At 65.9% G+C, this 16,563-nt stretch carries 15 protein-coding genes; 7 read left to right on the top strand and 8 right to left on the bottom strand.

The features are described 5' to 3' along the window. The first annotated feature begins 478 nt into the window (after positions 1 to 478). The 5 genes from CCS01_RS30945 (at position 479) to CCS01_RS30925 (ending at position 6,938) form a co-directional block, all read left to right on the top strand. A complete protein-coding gene (locus tag CCS01_RS30945) occupies positions 479 to 1,501 on the top strand; it encodes a flagellar motor switch protein FliG (protein ID WP_239992466.1) in 1,023 nt (340 codons plus the stop codon). A gap of 357 nt (positions 1,502 to 1,858) precedes the next feature. Beyond that, a complete protein-coding gene (fliN, locus tag CCS01_RS30940; RefSeq protein ID WP_104522891.1) occupies positions 1,859 to 2,173 on the top strand; it encodes a flagellar motor switch protein FliN in 315 nt (104 codons plus the stop codon). Continuing rightward, positions 2,170 to 3,285, top strand: a complete 1,116-nt coding sequence (locus tag CCS01_RS30935; RefSeq protein ID WP_104522889.1) for a sigma-54 interaction domain-containing protein — start codon at positions 2,170 to 2,172, stop codon at positions 3,283 to 3,285. Before fliN ends, CCS01_RS30935 begins: the two co-directional genes overlap by 4 nt. Continuing rightward, complete coding sequence (flhA, locus tag CCS01_RS30930) at positions 3,282 to 5,363, top strand: flagellar biosynthesis protein FlhA (RefSeq protein ID WP_104522887.1); 2,082 nt, start codon at positions 3,282 to 3,284, stop codon at positions 5,361 to 5,363. Before CCS01_RS30935 ends, flhA begins: the two co-directional genes overlap by 4 nt. 258 nt (positions 5,364 to 5,621) lie before the next feature. After that, positions 5,622 to 6,938, top strand: a complete 1,317-nt coding sequence (locus CCS01_RS30925) for a class I SAM-dependent methyltransferase (protein WP_104522885.1) — start codon at positions 5,622 to 5,624, stop codon at positions 6,936 to 6,938. 509 nt (positions 6,939 to 7,447) lie between these two features. Here CCS01_RS30925 and CCS01_RS30920 read toward each other — a convergent pair. Next, positions 7,448 to 8,959, bottom strand: coding sequence for a fatty acyl-CoA synthetase (locus tag CCS01_RS30920; protein WP_104522883.1), 1,512 nt, complete (start codon positions 8,957 to 8,959; stop codon positions 7,448 to 7,450). A gap of 1 nt (position 8,960) precedes the next feature. After that, positions 8,961 to 9,350 (bottom strand): RidA family protein, encoded by a 390-nt coding sequence (locus CCS01_RS30915; protein WP_104522881.1) that lies wholly within the window; start codon positions 9,348 to 9,350, stop codon positions 8,961 to 8,963. Between the two features lie 102 nt (positions 9,351 to 9,452). On the opposite strand from CCS01_RS30915, the gene CCS01_RS33360 reads away from it, so the two are divergent. After that, positions 9,453 to 9,773 (top strand): hypothetical protein, encoded by a 321-nt coding sequence (locus tag CCS01_RS33360; protein ID WP_146102056.1) that lies wholly within the window; start codon positions 9,453 to 9,455, stop codon positions 9,771 to 9,773. A gap of 51 nt (positions 9,774 to 9,824) precedes the next feature. Next, positions 9,825 to 10,418: a hypothetical protein gene (locus tag CCS01_RS30910; RefSeq protein WP_146102055.1), complete on the top strand. Its 594-nt coding sequence runs from the start codon at positions 9,825 to 9,827 to the stop codon at positions 10,416 to 10,418. Positions 10,419 to 10,425: 7 nt separating this feature from the next. On the opposite strand, the gene mbfA is transcribed toward CCS01_RS30910, so the two are convergent. From mbfA to CCS01_RS30880, 6 genes are all read right to left on the bottom strand, one after another. Next, positions 10,426 to 11,382 (bottom strand): iron exporter MbfA, encoded by a 957-nt coding sequence (gene mbfA / locus CCS01_RS30905; RefSeq protein WP_104522877.1) that lies wholly within the window; start codon positions 11,380 to 11,382, stop codon positions 10,426 to 10,428. Positions 11,383 to 11,529: 147 nt separating this feature from the next. Then, positions 11,530 to 12,594, bottom strand: coding sequence for an amidohydrolase family protein (locus tag CCS01_RS30900; RefSeq protein WP_104522875.1), 1,065 nt, complete (start codon positions 12,592 to 12,594; stop codon positions 11,530 to 11,532). Continuing rightward, positions 12,591 to 13,649, bottom strand: a complete 1,059-nt coding sequence (locus tag CCS01_RS30895; RefSeq protein ID WP_104522873.1) for an amidohydrolase family protein — start codon at positions 13,647 to 13,649, stop codon at positions 12,591 to 12,593. The genes CCS01_RS30900 and CCS01_RS30895 overlap by 4 nt, the downstream gene beginning before the upstream one ends. A 101-nt stretch (positions 13,650 to 13,750) precedes the next feature. Continuing rightward, the gene (locus CCS01_RS30890) at positions 13,751 to 14,986 is read right to left on the bottom strand and encodes a BamA/TamA family outer membrane protein (protein WP_104522871.1); all 1,236 of its coding nucleotides are present in this window, start codon (positions 14,984 to 14,986) and stop codon (positions 13,751 to 13,753) included. Between the two features lie 208 nt (positions 14,987 to 15,194). Continuing rightward, positions 15,195 to 16,001, bottom strand: coding sequence for an MlaA family lipoprotein (locus CCS01_RS30885; RefSeq protein WP_158258704.1), 807 nt, complete (start codon positions 15,999 to 16,001; stop codon positions 15,195 to 15,197). Between the two features lie 108 nt (positions 16,002 to 16,109). Continuing rightward, positions 16,110 to 16,430 carry a cytochrome c gene (locus CCS01_RS30880; protein ID WP_158258703.1) on the bottom strand — a complete coding sequence of 107 codons (321 nt, stop codon included), beginning with the start codon at positions 16,428 to 16,430 and terminating at the stop codon, positions 16,110 to 16,112. Positions 16,431 to 16,563 lie beyond the last annotated feature (133 nt).

The raw sequence follows: 16,563 nt of genomic DNA, 5'->3' as shown, positions 1-16,563 counted from the left end.
CATTTCCGACTCGTTTCCGGGATATGTGCATCCCGTAGGGCGTGTCCCGGCCATCTACCCCCTAACCGTCGAAGCGCAGATGGCCGGGACACGCCCGACCATGACGCTGAGAGAACGGCCGCGGCACCAAATCCTTCTACACCAGTCGCCATATCCTGATACCCATGGGGACACGCCCGGCCATGACGGTGGGGCAACCGCGGCGGATAGAAAGCAGCCCGCGCCAACCCGTTAACCAAATAGTAAGAGTTACCCCTTAGGGCTTGGTCCCTGCCCGGCACTGATGCGCTTGTCCGCAAGACATCCGATATCAGCCAGCGCGGGCAGAGCGGTCTGACGCGCCGTCGCCAGGCCGAAGTGGCATACATTACTGTTCAGTGACGAGGTGCAGAGCAAACATCCATTCCACCCGGACCGCCGTTAGAGTCGGGCGGCGGTCCGCCTCCCGCAACACGCTGACTATGGATGACGATGCAGCATGGCTAACGTCCCGCCTGGACTGATGAACCGCACGATGACGGGGCTGGAGAAGGCCGGCGTCCTGATGCTGGCGCTGGATGAAGAGCGCGCCAGCCGCCTGTTCGGCATGATGCATGAGGACGAAATCAAGGCCATTTCGGCCGCGATGGCCCAGCTCGGCGTGGTGCCGGTCGATACGGTCGAACGCCTGTGCACGGATCTGGTCGACAACTTCGACACCAGCGGCGGCATCCTGGGCACCTACGAAAGTACCGAGGCGCTGCTGCTGAAGACCCTGCCGCGGGACCGGGTCGCGCAGATCATGGAGGAAATCCGCGGTCCCGCCGGCCGCACCATGTGGGACAAGCTCGGCAATGTCAGCGAGGAACTGCTCGCCAGCTACCTGAAGAACGAATATCCGCAGACCGTGGCCGTGGTGCTGGCCATGGTCAAGCCCGAGCATTCCGCCAAGGTCCTGACCCTGCTGCCCGACTCGTTCGGCATGGAAGTCGTCATGCGGATGCTGCGCATGGAGTCGATCCAGCGCGACGTGCTCGACCGGGTCGAGCGCATCCTGCGGGCCGAGTTCATGTCCAACCTCGCCCGCGCCTCCACCAGCGACGCGCACCACATGGTGGCGGAGATCTTCAACCATTTCGACCGCAAGGCCGAGATGCGCTTCCTTGCCGGCCTGGAGGAACGCAACCGCGATTCGGCGGAAAAGGTGAAGGCGCAGATGTTCACCTTCGCCGATCTGCAGCGGCTGACCCCGCCGGCGGTGCAGGTGCTGCTGCGCGCGGTGGACAAGAGCCAGCTGCCGCTCGCGCTGAAGGGCGCGCCGGAAAATATCCGGACCATGTTCATGTCGCAGCTGTCCGAGCGGGCCGGCAAGATGCTGCGCGAGGAGATCGCGGCGCTCGGTCCGGTCCGCATGAAGGACGTCGAGGAGGCCCAGGCGGCGATCAGCAACCTCGCCAAGGATCTCGCGGCCCGCGGCGAAATCGACATCAGCCCGGTCAGCGACGACAGGGTCATCGAGTAGTCCGTGCCTGCCTGAAGGAGCTTCCCGTGCGGACCTGCAACATCATTGCCACAGCGAACCGCAGACAGGCTGAGACGCCGTTCAGGGAAGGGCGGCTACAGCAAATCGCCGATCGGTTGCAAAAATGCAACGACGTGCCCTCACCGTCATGGCCCGGCTTGTCCGGGCCACCTGTTCAAGCACGTGTGCCGCGACAGGTGGCCCGGACAAGCCGGGCCATGACGATAAAGAAGGGCCGCCTGCGCGTCCCAACCTACTTGCGGTTTACTTGTAGCCTTTACCGTCATGACGGTAAAGGCACGCCGTCGCCGGGACTGCTCGCAACGCTGAATACGGTTCCTTGACAGGAGGATCGACATGCCCGGCCCAGACCAGACTCAGACCCCAACCCAGGAACCGGCGGAAACGTCGGAGATCGGCTATCCGAAGGAGCTTGAAGCGGTCTACGACATATCCGTCACCGTCAGCGCGGTGCTCGGCAAGGCGACCATGCAGGTCAACCAGTTGCTCAAGCTCGGCCGCGGCGCCGTGGTCGAGCTTGACCGCAAGCTGGGCGAGGCGATCGACATCTACGTCAACAACCGGCTGATCGCCCGCGGCGAGGTGGTCATGGTCGATGACGTGAAGCTCGGCATCACCATGACCGAGATCGTCAAGTCGGAACGTCAATGAACCTCGACGCGGACACGGCCGGGGACGTTCTCGATCGCGCCGGAGCGCCAACTGACGCAGGGCTCCCGGCCGGGGCGGCACGCTATGGGCTTCGTCCGCCGGCGGCGCGCTCCCCGTTCGACGATCCCAACCTGATGTGCCGCAATCCCGCGATGCTGGCCGTCGTGCAGCGCGCCCGCCGCGCGGCGGGGTCCGGCGCGTCGGTGCTGATCTCCGGCGAGTCCGGCACCGGCAAGGAAGTCATCGCCCAGTTCATCCACCGCCTGTCGGATCGGGCGAAAGGCCCGTTCGTGGCGGTGAACTGTGCCGCCATCCCGGACCACCTGCTGGAATCCGAGCTGTTCGGGCACGAGCGCGGCGCCTTCTCCGGCGCCGTCGGCAGGCGCATCGGCAAGCTGGAAGCCGCCGACGGCGGAACGATCCTGCTGGATGAGATCAGCGAGATGGACGGGCGGCTGCAGGCCAAGCTGCTGCGCGCGGTGCAGGAACGCGAGATCGACCGCGTCGGCGGCCAGCACCCGATGAAGGTCGACATCCGCATCATCGCCACAACGAACAAGGACCTTCAGTCCGAGGTGACGAAGCAGACCTTTCGCGAAGACCTGTACTTCCGGCTGAACGTCATCCCCATCCATATCCCCAGCCTGCGCGACCGGCCGGAAGATGTTCCGATGCTGGCACGCTACTTCCTGCGCAAGCATGACTCGCAGGCGGCACCCCGGTTCCGCGCCTTCTCCGAGGCTTCGATGCGCGCCATGATGGCGTATCACTGGCCGGGAAACGTGCGCGAGCTGGAAAATGCGGTCAATCGCGCCATCGTCCTGGCCAGCCCGGAGGAAATCCGCGCGGGGTGCCTGCATCCGATCCCGGCGGGCCCGGCGCCACGGCCTGTTGCGACCACCAATGACGTGGCGCTGCCGCCGCTCGCCGGCCGGAAGCTGGATCAGATCGAGCGTGACGCGATCATCGGCACGCTGGTGCTTGCAAACGGCAACCGGACCCGGGCGGCGGAGATCCTGGGCATCTCGATCCGGTGCCTGCGCAACAAGCTTCACCTCTATGCGGCACAGGGCTTCAGGCCGCCCGGATCGGTGCCGCGCCCTGAGCCATGATCGGCGGCTCCTTCCTTGAAACCACCCTCGGCGGGCTGACCCGCTTCCGGCGGCAGATGCCCGTCGGCGATGTCGGCGTCGGCATCTGCGTCCTGCTGCTGCTGACGATCCTGATCGTCCCGCTGCCGACGTTCCTGCTGGATTTCGCGCTGGCGCTGTCGTTCACGTCCGCCATCCTGATCCTGCTGGTTTCGCTGTCGCTGCGCACGGCGCTGGAGTTCTCCAGCCTGCCGACACTGCTGCTGCTGCTGACGATCTACCGGCTGTCGCTGAACGTGGCGACGACGCGGCTGATCCTGTCGCACGGCAACGAAGGCCCCACCGCCGCCGGCCAGGTCGTCGCGGCGTTCGGCACCTTCCTGATGCAGGGCGACGTGCTTGTCGGCGGGATCATTTTCACCATGATCCTGCTGGTCAACTTCATCGTCATCACCAAGGGCGCGGGCCGTATCGCCGAGGTCTCGGCGCGCTTCTACCTGGATGCGATGCCCGGCAAGCAGATGGCGATCGACGCTGACTTGTCGGCAGGGCAGATCGACGAAAAGATCGCGCGCGCCCGACGGGCGGAACTGGAGGAGGAAATCGGCTTCTACGGCGCCATGGACGGCGCCAGCAAGTTCGTCCGCGGCGACGCCATCGCGGCGGTGATCCTGACGGTGATCAACATCACCGTGGGCCTGGCCATCGGCGTGCTGCGGACGAAGATTACATTGGAAAACGCCTTCGCCAGCTTCGCCACGCTGACCATCGGCGACGGGCTGGTGTCGCAGATCCCGGCGCTGCTGGTTTCCCTGGCCGCCGGCATCGTCGTCAGCAAGGGCGCCACCGACGGCAAGATACACGGCGCGCTGATCGGCCAGTTGGGGGCGAGCCCGAGCCTGCTGGTCATCACCGGCTCGGGCGTCGGCCTGCTGGCGCTGCTGCCCGGCCTGCCGACGGTGCCGTTCCTGGCCATCGCCGGCCTGGCCGGACTCGCCGCGTGGGCCCAGTTCGCCCGGCGCCAGGCCGAGGCCGCCGAACCGGTCGTCCTGCCGCCGGAGCCCGACGCGGGACGGGAGCGGCTGCCGACGCTGGATGCGGTGCGTGTCGAGCTTGGCTATGGGCTGCTCGACCTCGTCAGCAACGGCAACCAGCCGTTGCCCGAGCAGATCAAGGGCCTGCGCCGGGCGATGGCGAGCGACCTGGGGTTCATCCTGCCGTCGGTGCGGATCCAGGACAACATGGAGCTGGGCACGTACAACTACGCGGTTGCCCTGAAGGACATCCCGGCCGGCAACGGCGAGCTGCGTCCCGGCATGCTGCTGGCGATCTGCGCGGACGAGCGGCCGTTCCCGTTGCCGGGCGAGAAAACCCAGGAACCGGCGTTCGGGCTTCCCGCCTGCTGGATCGCCCCGGCGCAGGCCGACGCGGCGCGGGCGGCGAACTGCACGATCGTCGATCCGGCGAGCGTCCTGACGACGCACCTGGGCGAGGTCGTCCGGGACAACATCGCGGAGCTGCTGTCCTATGCCGACACGCAGCGGCTGCTGGCCGACCTGCCGCAGGAGCAGCAGCGGCTGGTGGCCGATCTGGTGCCGGGAACGATCACCGTCGGCGGGTTCCAGCGCGTGCTGCAGGCGCTGCTGGCCGAGCGGATTTCCATTCGCGACATGCCGACGATCCTGGAGGCGGTGCAGGAAGCGTGCAGCAGCGCGTCGAAGGCCATCGGCTCGATCGTCGCGCATGTGCGCGTCCGCCTGGCCCGGCAGATCAGCGACAGCTATGTCGGGGCCGGCGGCTACATCGCGGTGATCCCGCTGTCGCCGGAGTGGGAGGACGCCTTTGCCGGTGCGCTGGTCGGTCCGCCGGAGGATTGCCAGTTGGTTCTGCCGCAGGACAAGCTGCAGGAGTTCCTGGCCCGGCTGCGCAGCACGGTGGAGGCCGCGGTGCAGGCGGGCAACAAGCCGGTGCTGCTGACCAGCGCGCGGATCCGTTCACATGTGCGGTCGATCGTGGATCGCATCCGCCTCAACACGCCGGTGATCGCCCAGACCGAGATCCATCGACGGGCGCAGATCAAAGTGGTCGGGACGATTTAGAGCGTATCCCAACAGGCGGATTGCTGGTCACCAAGCCGTTGAAGAGGCATCCACTCTTTCATCCGGTGCGACCTACTTGGGATAGGCTCCTGGCGGGATCGGGACGCGACGGCGCAGCCGGTGGTCCTGGCGGAGCTTTCGCACCAACCCGGATGGGTTTGGTGCCCGCGACTCCGCCGGCAACCACGCAGACTTCATCTTCGATCACCGAGATCAGGATGGCGATTGAGGCGTGTTGGTGGGTTCAAGCGGATCCTTATGGGTAAAGCTGTCTCAGTGGTCAATCCGGCTTGTTACCGGCACTACCCTGCCCGGCCATCGGGCCCCGATGGAGGCAAGCGGAGCTCACTTGCGCTCGAATGGGCAATGGCTTATCCGGGTATCGAAACTATCAGGGATCTGTATGAGATGTCGGCTACCGCAGAACCATTGCCCGACGAGTTGACCTGCGTCAGCAAGCCCCTACATCCCGAGGAACTGGACGCGGACGGCTATCTGGAAGCAAATCCCGATGTGACGACTGCCGGACTTGATCCGCTGGAACATTTTCTCACAACTGGCAAAGCCGAGGGCCGGACGCAGGCGGTCAACAGAACCGAGATAAAAACGCTGCGCGAAGCCAAACTCGCGCAGCTTCTGTTTCGTATTGAGCCACAGGGTAGCCGAACGCACGGCCAGCCGATCCGCTTTCTGTCGGACGATGTTATCGAAGAATTCGCGATCCCGGATCTGCCGCCGGTTTCCGCCCATCCCTATTCGCCGTTGATCGTTGAACTCATCCGCAAGAACCCGGATAAGCTGTTTCTTGACGTCGGCGCCGGTCTCCGTGCTACCTATTACACAAACGTCGTCAATACGGAAATTTACCCCTCCGTCTCCACTGATGTGATCTGTGTCGGCGAGGCGCTTCCGTTCGCCGACGAACAGTTCGACTTTGTGTTCTGCTTTGCAACGCTTGAACATACCAGACGCCCCTGGGACGTCGCGCGGGAAATCTGCCGTGTGCTGAAAACCGGTGGAACGGCGATTATTGACTATCCGTTCATGCAGCCTGTGCACGGCTACCCGCATCATTATTTCAATGCAACGCCAGCTGGAAACCAGAGCCTGTTTGAGCCCTATTGCGAGATCCGTTCCCTCGAAATCGGGTACCATCATCATCCCATGATCGGTCTGCAGTGGGTGCTTACGGTCTTCCGCAATGGCTTACCGGCTCCGGACGCAGATCGTTTTGGGCAACTGCGTGTCATAGACATTGTGGATCGTCCGGTAGATGCGCTGATCACCGAATCCTACTGCCGCAACCTTCACCCGCACATGCAGGAGGTCATCGCCAGTGGATCGTTGCTGCAGGCGGTGAAGCTGCCGCTGTCTCCGGTGCAGGCATCAGCGGCATCGGCAGTGAATCTGCCGCTGTCCCCGGTACAGGCATCGGCGGCGACAAAAGTTGCCAGTCTGACGCGAGAAAATGAATTCCTGAGACTTCAATTGCAAAGTATGCGGACCTCAACATCATGGCGCGTCAGTGCACCATTGCGCTTCGTTGCCCGGTTGCTGCGGCGTGGCGGAAACTGACGTTCCCCCCGGCGTGGATCCCGGCGTTACGCAGCTTGGCGTATTCGTCTCGGTGATCGTCGCTAGGTGTAATGGCATACGTGTTGTTGTCCGCACGCTCGGCAGCGGATTGGACCGGCAGCTACCGCCTGCGTAATTCATCGCCGTCAATGATGGTTCCAGCGGCGACAGCGAGGCAGTGGTTTCTGCGTCCGCGAAGTTGGGAGAAAATGCGCTATCCGCTCGCAACTTTGTAAGCAGGCACTCGGGGCGGCATCGACCTGACCGGAGCCCGTGAAGTGGAAACGCTCCGGACGTCCAGAGAAAACAGCCGCTCCAGACGGATGCCATTCAGGGGTATCCGCCGGCCCGATCAAAACCTGGAGTAACGAGTTGTTCCTCAGCCAGTTCTGGGCTCAGTGCGACTCCGTGGCGGCTTGATTGCCGGCGGTGCCTACGGAACCGCCGGAACTCGGGGTACTTCGCTATCGATTCGTCCTGCCCGCCAGCGACAGCACGTGACGGCGAATTCAGGTATACTGCTTCCGCAACTCCCGCTTCAGCAGTTTCCCCGCCGTGTTGCGCGGCAAATTGTCCACGAACACCACCTTCTTCGGCAACTTGTAGGGCGCGAGATGCGCCCGCGCGTGCGCCACCAGCGTTGCCTCGTCCACCGTATGCTCCGGCCGCAGCACCACGAACGCTGTCACCGCCTCGATCCACTTGTCGTCGGGCAGGCCGACCACCGCGACTTCCGAGACGGCGGGATGGGTGAACAGGACCTCCTCCACTTCCCGGCTCGCCACCAGCACGCCGCCGGTGTTGATCACGTCGCGGATGCGGTCGACGATGTAGAGATAGCCTTCCTCGTCGAAATAGCCGACGTCGCCGGAATGAAACCAGCCGCCGGCGAAGGCCTCGGCGGTTTCCGCCGGCTTGTCCCAGTAGCCGACCAGCAGATGCGGCGAGCGGTGCACGATCTCGCCGTGCGTGCCGGGCGGCACGTCGTTCATGTCTGTGTCCACCACGCGGGTTTCCACGTTCAGGCACGGCCGCCCGCAGGAGGCCGGGCGGGCGTCGTGCTCCTCCGGGCGCAGCATCGTGGCCAGCGGCGCGATCTCGGTCTGGCCATAGCAGTTGTAGGGACGGATCCGCGGCAGCCGTTGCCGCAATTCCTGCAACACCGGCACCGGCATGATGGAGGCGCCGTAGTACACCTTCTCCAGCGACGACAGGTCGCGGGCGGCGAAATCCGGATGCCGCAGCAGGCTGATCCAGACCGTGGGCGGGGCGAAGAACGAGGTAATCCGCTCCTGCTCGATCAGCCGCAGCACAAGCTCCGGCACCGGCGCCTCGATCAGGACGGTGCGCGTGCCGACCATGAGCTGCGGCATGGTGAAGGCGTGGGTCTGCGCGGTGTGGTACAGCGGCAGGGCGGCCAGGGCGCGGTCGGCTTCAGCGAAGTCCATTCCATGGATGACGGAGTAGTACTGCGACATCATCGCCTTGTGCGTCATCATCGCACCCTTCGGCGCCGCCGTGGTGCCGGATGTATAGACGATCTGCCCCAGGCTGTTGTCATCCAGGTCGGGCTCCAGCCCCACCGGCGCGTCGGGGTTCAGCGCGATCGGGACGATATCCTCCATGATGAACGAGGCCGCGTCGATCCCCGCCAGGTTGCCCGCCAGCGCTGCGCCGGCCACCACCAGGCGGGCGCCGGACTGGCGGACGATGTAGGACAGTTCCTCGCCGGTCAGCGCATAATTCACCGGCACGTGCACGAAGCCGCCGCGCACGCAGGCCAGCCAGGTGATGAAGAACCCGTCCGAGTTCCGCCCGTAGGCGGCGATGCGGTCGCCCGGCCGCAGCCCCATGCCGGCGAAATGCCGCGCCACCCTGTCGGCGGCGCGGTCCAGCGCGGCGAACGACCAGTCACGCTCATTGAACACCAGCGCCGAGCGGTCGCGGAACAGCCGCGCCATCCGCCGGACGGCATCGCCGACGGTGTTGCGGTGGATCAGGTCCCGAGCGGTCGGATCCATCTCACTCCACCGCCTCGGCCTCGATTTCCACCATCCAGCGCGGATCGGCCAGCCCGGCGACGAACAGCAGGGTCGAGGCCGGGACATGCTCGGCGAACACCGCCTTGCGGGCGGCGCGGAACACGTCCAGCAGGCCGCGGTCGGTCAGGAACGTGGTGGTCTTGACGATGTTCTCGACGCCCATGCCGTTGGCGGTCAGCACGGCGCGCAGGTTGGCAAAGGCCTGAGCGATCTGGCCCTCGCCGTTGGTGGGCACGGTGCCGTCCGGGGCCATGCCGACCTGGCCGGAGATGATCAGGCGGCGGGCGTCGCCGGTAATCTGGATGGCATGTGTATAGCCGGTGGGCTCGCGTACGGCCGGCGGATTGCTGCGGGTGACCTGGGCCGTCATCTGGCTCTCCCTGATTTATTGTACCGGTCAACCTTGTACTTGGTTCCTGGTGAACTGCCTATCGCCGGCATCGGCAACCAGGCTGCCGGCGCAGGCGGCCGTATGCAGGTCATCGACCATATGGGGGTCGTCCGGGGCGGTGCGTGGGAACAGGTATCTGACATCGCCATGATTGTGAGTGCCGTTGTTGGACGTGGCGAATTTCTCGGGAACAATGGCCGGAAACACGGTAGCGGACCGATCACCGATCCGGTTCGCTGCAGGAAGACACGGCGGCACCCGGTTCAAATTCTGGTGACATGGCGGATGTTTGTCCCGCCCGCGTCAGGGCCGCCGCCCGGCGCCGCGCCCGGCCGGTTTGCGCGCCGGTTTGCACCCGGCGAGCTGGCAAGCATTTTTTCCTTGTGTTTGTTTACAACCTGACGTAGAAATTGTCGAACAAACTTAGAACATCCCCTTGCCCGCGGAGACACCATGAGCCCGATTCCCGCCCCTTCGCCCGCATTGCGTGAACAGGCCGCCGCCGCCCTGGCGCCATTCTTCATGACCGGGACGGACGATGCCGCCGTTGCCGTGCGCGAGGCCGCCGCGCTGCTGGACGAATATGCGCCGATGACGCCAAAGGAATTGCAGCTTGCGGCGCAGATCGTCGCCTATGACTTCGCCGCGCTGGCCTGCCTGGGCGCCTCGGCGACGGTGCGGACGCAGGACCTGGACGTCATGCTGGACCTGCAGGACAGCGCGCTGTCCATGAACGCGCTGTCGGACAAGTCCACCAGGGCGCTGGAAGCAAGGCGGCGGGAGCGGGAGCGGGCGCCGCACACCCTGTCCGCGGCGAACACGCAGTGGGACAACACCGCGTTCCGGAAAGCCATCGCCCGCGCGCAGGAGAAGCTGCTCTACGCCAACACCAAGCTGGCCGCGCTGCAACAGAAAGCGCCGGAGCCCACGCCGGAACCCGGGAAGCCACCCGCCGTATCGGCCGAGCAGACGACGTTGTCGCTGCTCGCCCACCGCGGCGCGGAGGCCGCGGCAGCCCTGGTCAAAGGGCCGCGCACGCGGCAATAGGCAGCGGTCACCCGCTGCCAATCAGGATCCCGACGCCAAACACCAGCGCCCCGCCGAACGCCACCTGCAAGGTCGCGGACAACGGCGGGGTGTCCATGTACTTCCAGCGTATCCAGGAAATCACCGCCAGTTCCACCACCACCACGCCGATGGCGACGGCCATGGCGGTCCAGAAATTCGGGATCAGGAATGGCAGGGTATGGCCGATGCCGCCGGCCGTGGTCATCAGGCCGCAGATGCCGCCGCGGATCAGCGGCGCGCCGCGGCCGGTCAGGCTGCCGTTGTCCGACAGCGCCTCGGCAAACCCCATGGAAATCCCGGCGCCGACCGAGGCGGCGAGGCCCACCAGGAACGTCTGCCAGGTGTTGTTGGAGGCGAACGCGGCGGCGAACACCGGCGCCAGGGTGGAGACCGAGCCATCCATCAGCCCGGCCAGGCCCGGCTGGATTACCCGCAGGACGAAGGACTGGTGGGCGTGTGCGTCCTCGGCCCGGCGCACGTCGGCGGGAAGATTTTCTTCACGCAGTTCGTCGGCGCGCTGTTCGTGCTGCACCTCGGCGTCCGCGAGGTCGCCGAGCAACTTGCGGATGGTGACGTCCTCGCTGCGGGCGGCGGCGCGGCGGTAGAAGGTCTGGGTCTCGGTCTCCATGTCCTCGGCCAGGCGGCGCACGGAGTCGAGGTTCAGCGGCAGCATCTGCCAGACCGGCTTGTGGTGGATGAAGCCGCGGATGTCCTGGCGGCGGATCAGCGGGATGTGCTCGCCGAACTTGCTGCGGTACACCTCCAGCAGGCGGCGGCGGTGGCCGCCTTCCTCGGCGGCCATTTCGGTGAACATCTTGGCGCTGCCGGGGTATTCGGCGCGCAGGCCTTCGGCGATGTCCAGGTAGATACGGCCGTCCTCTTCCTCGTTGGCGATGGCCAGCGCCAGGATTTCACGTTCGGTGAGGTCGGAGAAATTACGCATGGGAGCGTATTTGGCGGATGGGGCGGCGGCGTCAAGTAGGAAGCGTAATGATGAGAATGCGTCTCAGCCGCTGTTCCGTGGCGCCTGACAGGCATCAGGATCATCCCACGTGTGCCGCTGTCATTCCTGTCACGTCATGGCCCGGCGTCAGCGGAACGTATACACACCCAGCGCATTGTCCCGGAACAGCCGGCGCTTCTCCGGCTCGGTCATCTGGAACCGGAACGCTGTGTGCGCATCGTCGAAATCCCAGTGCGGATAGTCGCTGGAGAAGACCATCCGGTCCCAGCCGATCCACTCGAACACCTGGCGCAGGTCGTCGGGATGCTCGGGCTCCTCCACCGGCTGGGTGGCGAACCACAGGTTGGTCCGCATGTATTCCGACGGCTTGCGCTGCAGCGGCGCCTCGTCGCGCATCTTCGCCCAGTGCGCGTCCAGCCGCCAGGCAAGCTGCGGCGCCCAGCCGAAGCCGCCCTCGATCATCACCACCTTCAGAATCAGGCTGGCGGCCTGGTTCTGCATCGAGTGCACCAGCACGTGGTGATCCTCGATGTAGAACTGCGGCCAGCCGCCGGCGGATGGCGCGCTGCTCAGCGTGCCGCCGACATGCAGCCCGATCGACAGGTTGTTCGCCTGCGCCGCGGCGAAAATCGGCCAGTAGCGCCGCCGACCGACCGGCTCGGTCGTCTTCGAGCCAAGCTGAATCTGCGCGAACCGCCAGTCGCCGGCGCGCTTCTCAATCTCCTTGACCGAGGCGGCCGGATCGTCCTGCGGCACCAGGATCGAGGCGCGCAGCCGCGGCTCCGGATCGACGAAGTCGTGCGCCTGCCAGTCGTTCATCGCGCCACACAGCGCCGCGGCCTCATCCAGGTTGCGGGAGGTGTTGGCGCCCAGCAGCGGCTCCAGGACGCCATAGGCGATGTTGTAGCGGTCGAGCAGTTGTTCGCGCAGGAAGCCGATATCCGACCCCGGCAGCCCGCCGCCCGGCGGCCACGAATCCCGCCGCGACAGGTTCGGCTGGAACCGCGGATAGGTGCCGCGATCGGCGTACGGCCCGCAGTTGAACTTGCCGTACTCGGCCAGGTGCCTGCGCCAGCGCTCGGACAGGTACTGGTTGAAGGCGCCGGGTTTCGGATACGGGTGAATGTCGCAATCGATGATGCCCAGCGTGCTGCCGGCCGCGCGGGCCGGGGCCTCGACGGGAGCGTTCATGGCACGGTCTCCTTCAGACGGGGATAGGTTTGCAGCGGGTTGTCGATGCGGATCCGCCGCTGCAGGTCGTCCGGCAGCCCGGGCGGCATGATCGCGTCGCCCTCGAACTGCCAGTGCGGATAGTCGGAGGCGAACAGCAGCATGTCGTCGGCGTCGATCTGCTCGACGAGGCGCTGCACCGTCGCGCCGTCGGGCGCGTCGAATGGCTGGATGGTCAGGCGGACGTTCGCGCGGATGATCTCGGCCGGGGAACGGTTGACCCACGGCACCTCGGCCCGCACGCCGCGCCAGGTCTTGATCGCGCGCCACAGGAAAGCCGGCAGCCAGGAGACGCCGGATTCCAGCAGCACGATCCGTAGCGTTGGAAACTTGTTGAACACGCCGTTGCTGATCAGCGACAGCAACTGGTCCTCGAACGTCTGCGACTGCGCCACGTAGTCGTGCATATAGTGCGACGGCCAGCCGGTCGACGTCGGCGCATATCGGTACATGCTGCCGGCATGGATGCCGATGGGCAGGTTGTGACGCACCGCCGCTTCGTAGACGGGCCAGTAGTAGGACCGGCCGAGCATCATTTCACACGCAACCGGCATCAGGATCTGCACGAAGCGGTGGTCGCCGGCGCAACGATCGATCTCCTCGGCGGCCAGCAGCGGCGCCTGCGCCGGCACGACGATCGAGGCGCGCAGCCGCGGCTCCTGGTCCAGCCAGTGCTGTTTGATCCAGTCATTGACAGCTGAACAGATCGCCGCGCCCATGGTTTCACTGAGCGCGACCTGACCGCCGGTCAGCGGATTGCAGATGGCCGTTCCGATGCCGAACCTGTCCAGCACCTGGCTGCGCATCGCCGCCAGGCTGCCGCCCGGGCGTTCGCCGGCCACCCTCCAGTCCGGGCGGCAGGTGATCGGCGCGTTCAGCGGGTAGGACATCATGTCGAACCCGTCCAGGCCGCGGGCGACGAAGGATTCCTGCCAGAACTCGTTCATGTACGGCAGCAGGGCCTTGATGTCCGGCACGCCCGGGTGGATGTCGCAGTCGATCGCGCCGATTGCCATTGTGCTCCCCTGGGCGGACCATCAAAATTGCTGATCCGCACTGTCGGTTTCATCCCGGCGCCATCCCAGCACGGAATGCCCCGGACTGCCAGCCAATGGGGTCAGAACGGATAGCTGACGCCGGAGAACACGGCCGTCCCCTCGCTGCCGTAGCCGACGTCGACATAGCCGACGACCGACGGCCGCGCGTAGGCCCGGAAGCCCATCCCTACCGCTGTATGCAGCGCGGAAAACGGGTTGTCGCCCATGTTGTGGAACACCCGTCCGACCTCGGCGAACGGCGCCAGCTCGACATTGAGGTTCGTGGAAAACAGGTCCAGTTCCAGCACTTTGCGGCGCAGCTCGATACTGGCCGAGAACAAGTTGCGGTCGATGAAGCGGCCGGCGCCAAAGGCGCGCAGCGGCTGCGCGCCGGCGAGGAAGCTGCGGTCGCCGCCCAGGCTGCTCTGGACCCAGAACGGCGCGTCCGGCGTGCTGGGCATGTAGCGGAAGGCCGCGTGGCTGGCGACGATCAGGTTATCGGCGACGTGCCAGTAATTGCGCCCGTCGATGCCCATCACCGTATAGGAGGTGGAGGCCGATCCGCCGAGCAGCCCGGGCGCCAGCCCGGCATAGGCAACGACTTCGGTGCCGCGGCTTGGGATATCCAGCGAATCGCGGGTATCGAAGGTGACGGACACCATGTTCAGGAAGTCGTAGCCTGTGCCAAGCTGGCCCTGGACCGGGAACACCGTCTGGATTGACGGCACGCCCTTGATCACACCGGCGCCGATGTTCACCACGCGCGGCAACACGCTGTAGGCGAACTGCCACGCGGGGTTCAGGTTCCAGCCGATGCGTCCTGCCAGATACCCCGTCTCGTTCACATAGGTCGTTTCGTTGGCGAGACTGGAGCTGTTGCCGATGCCAAAGAAGCGGCCCGTGCCGTTGACGTCATAGACGGCCTGCAGCGACCACGACCAGTCACCCTGCCGGGTCAGGCCGGTGGCATAGGTGGCGCCGAAGCTCCGTTCCACCCGCTGATCGGCGCCGCCCACCACAGACCAGCGCGTATCGTCGGACGGGTAGCCGAAGATGCGCCCGCGGGCGCCGAAGCCGAAATACGGGTTGTAGATCACGTCCGGCGCGATGATCTGCCGGATCTCGCGTTGCTCGTCGGTCTTGAGGAACACCGGCATCAGCCCGACGGTCGTTCCGGCATTGGGATCGGTGCCGACTTCCGGGATCAGGATGAAGGGCAGGTTGCGGAAATCGATGCTGGGGAAGCCGCCGATTTTGACGTCCGGCTCATCGGCACGCCCCGGGGTGCCGGCCAGGGCGAGGCAGGTGCCCAGCACGCAGCGAACCAGCCGGCGACGGCGGGCTGCATTGGACGAGAGGCAATTGCGGCGGCGATACAAGACCCGGGCCCTCTTGCCGGCCACTCAGGCACGGACCGGGCCCGGCGTCATTGATAAACCTCATCGATGGCGCGCCGCGCGGTCGGCTCCGCAACGATGCGGCGACAGCGGCGCAACCAGGCCGCCGGTCGAAACGCCGTACCGGCTATTTCCCGCTGTCGGCGGAACCAGCCGAGGCCTGCGGAAACCACATCGGGATGGTGGCGCGATGGTCGTTGCGCACCTCCTGGATCGTGGCGTGCCGGGACTGCTGGTAGAGGCTGCGGAACGTCGCGTACGGATCCAGGGCCGTTCGCTTCGTCGTTTCGATCAGGTTGTCGTTGCGGTCCCGCGCATCGATCCCGGCGACGGGGACGCGCGCCCACACCAGCGCCGTGACCGCGGCGCCTTGCCCGACCCAGTTCAACGGATTGGCCGTGACATCCACGCTGTATCCCAGCAAGTCGCGCACGTTGGACGACCCGATCAGCGGCACGAACAGGTACGGCCCGTCCGGCACGTCCCACAGCGCCATCGTTATGCCCAGGTCGGCATCGTGGCCCGGGTAGCCCAGCCGGGCCGCGACATCGAAGATCCCCAGCACGCCGACGGTGGAGTTGATCACGAAGCGCATGGCGGTGTCGCCGGCGCGCCGCGGCTTTCCCTCCAGCATGTCGTTCACCAGCCGGATCGGCGCGTCCATGTTCGTCAGGGCGTTGTGGACGCCGTTCCGCACCGGCTGGGGCAACACGGCACGGTAAGCCCGGGCCACGGGCCGGACGATGGCCGTGTCGAGGCCGTTGTTGATCGCATAAAGGACGCGGTTCGTCGGCTCGAGCGGATCATTGTTGGCGCGGAAATCCGCCAGGGCCTCGGGCTCGCTTGGCGGCGGCGGCGTGGCGCAGCCGGCCAGGAAACCTACGAGGAGCAGCGCGGTCAGTCGTAGAGCCTCGCCGATCGAAGCACGCATCATGACGCCTGAACCGGAATTGACCTGCAACAACCATCTGACAATCAGGATCATCTGGCGGGATTGACCCATGTCAATGCCAGCCGGTTGTGATGACACCGCCCGGCGGGATCATCGGGCGTCGCTCAGATGGCAGGTGCCGCAGCCATCGCGCTCGGTTTGCGCAAGCTGGGTGCCGACGGCCGCCCGGCTGCCCGTGCGGACCACGGACAGAAGCTGTCCCGCGGCTTGCTGCATGGCTGCCGGCGCCTTGCCGGCCCGTTGGGGGCTCATGTCGACATACTCCTTCGAGGCCTGGCCGGGCGGAAACAGCTCTGCCATGCGCTGCGACCAGGACACCAGGTCGGTCGCGGCCCGCTCGGCGTCACCCTGGCTGGTGCCGCCGTAGACATAGCTGCGGACGACATTCACGTCCGCCAGCATCTGCTGCATCGACTGACCCTGCGCCGTGGGCTGGCCCGCGTGCGGCGGCGTCCCGGCGCAACTGCCCAGCAGCGGCAGTGCGGTACAAACCAGGAGAGCGGCTGGTATCCTCATCATCGGCTCCGGCTGAGGTCGTGTTCCC

Source organism: Rhodopila globiformis (genome assembly GCF_002937115.1).
Lineage (GTDB): Bacteria > Pseudomonadota > Alphaproteobacteria > Acetobacterales > Acetobacteraceae > Rhodopila > Rhodopila globiformis.
Note: the sequence above shows the minus strand (reverse complement) of the source record. Positions and strands in the feature narration are given on the sequence as shown.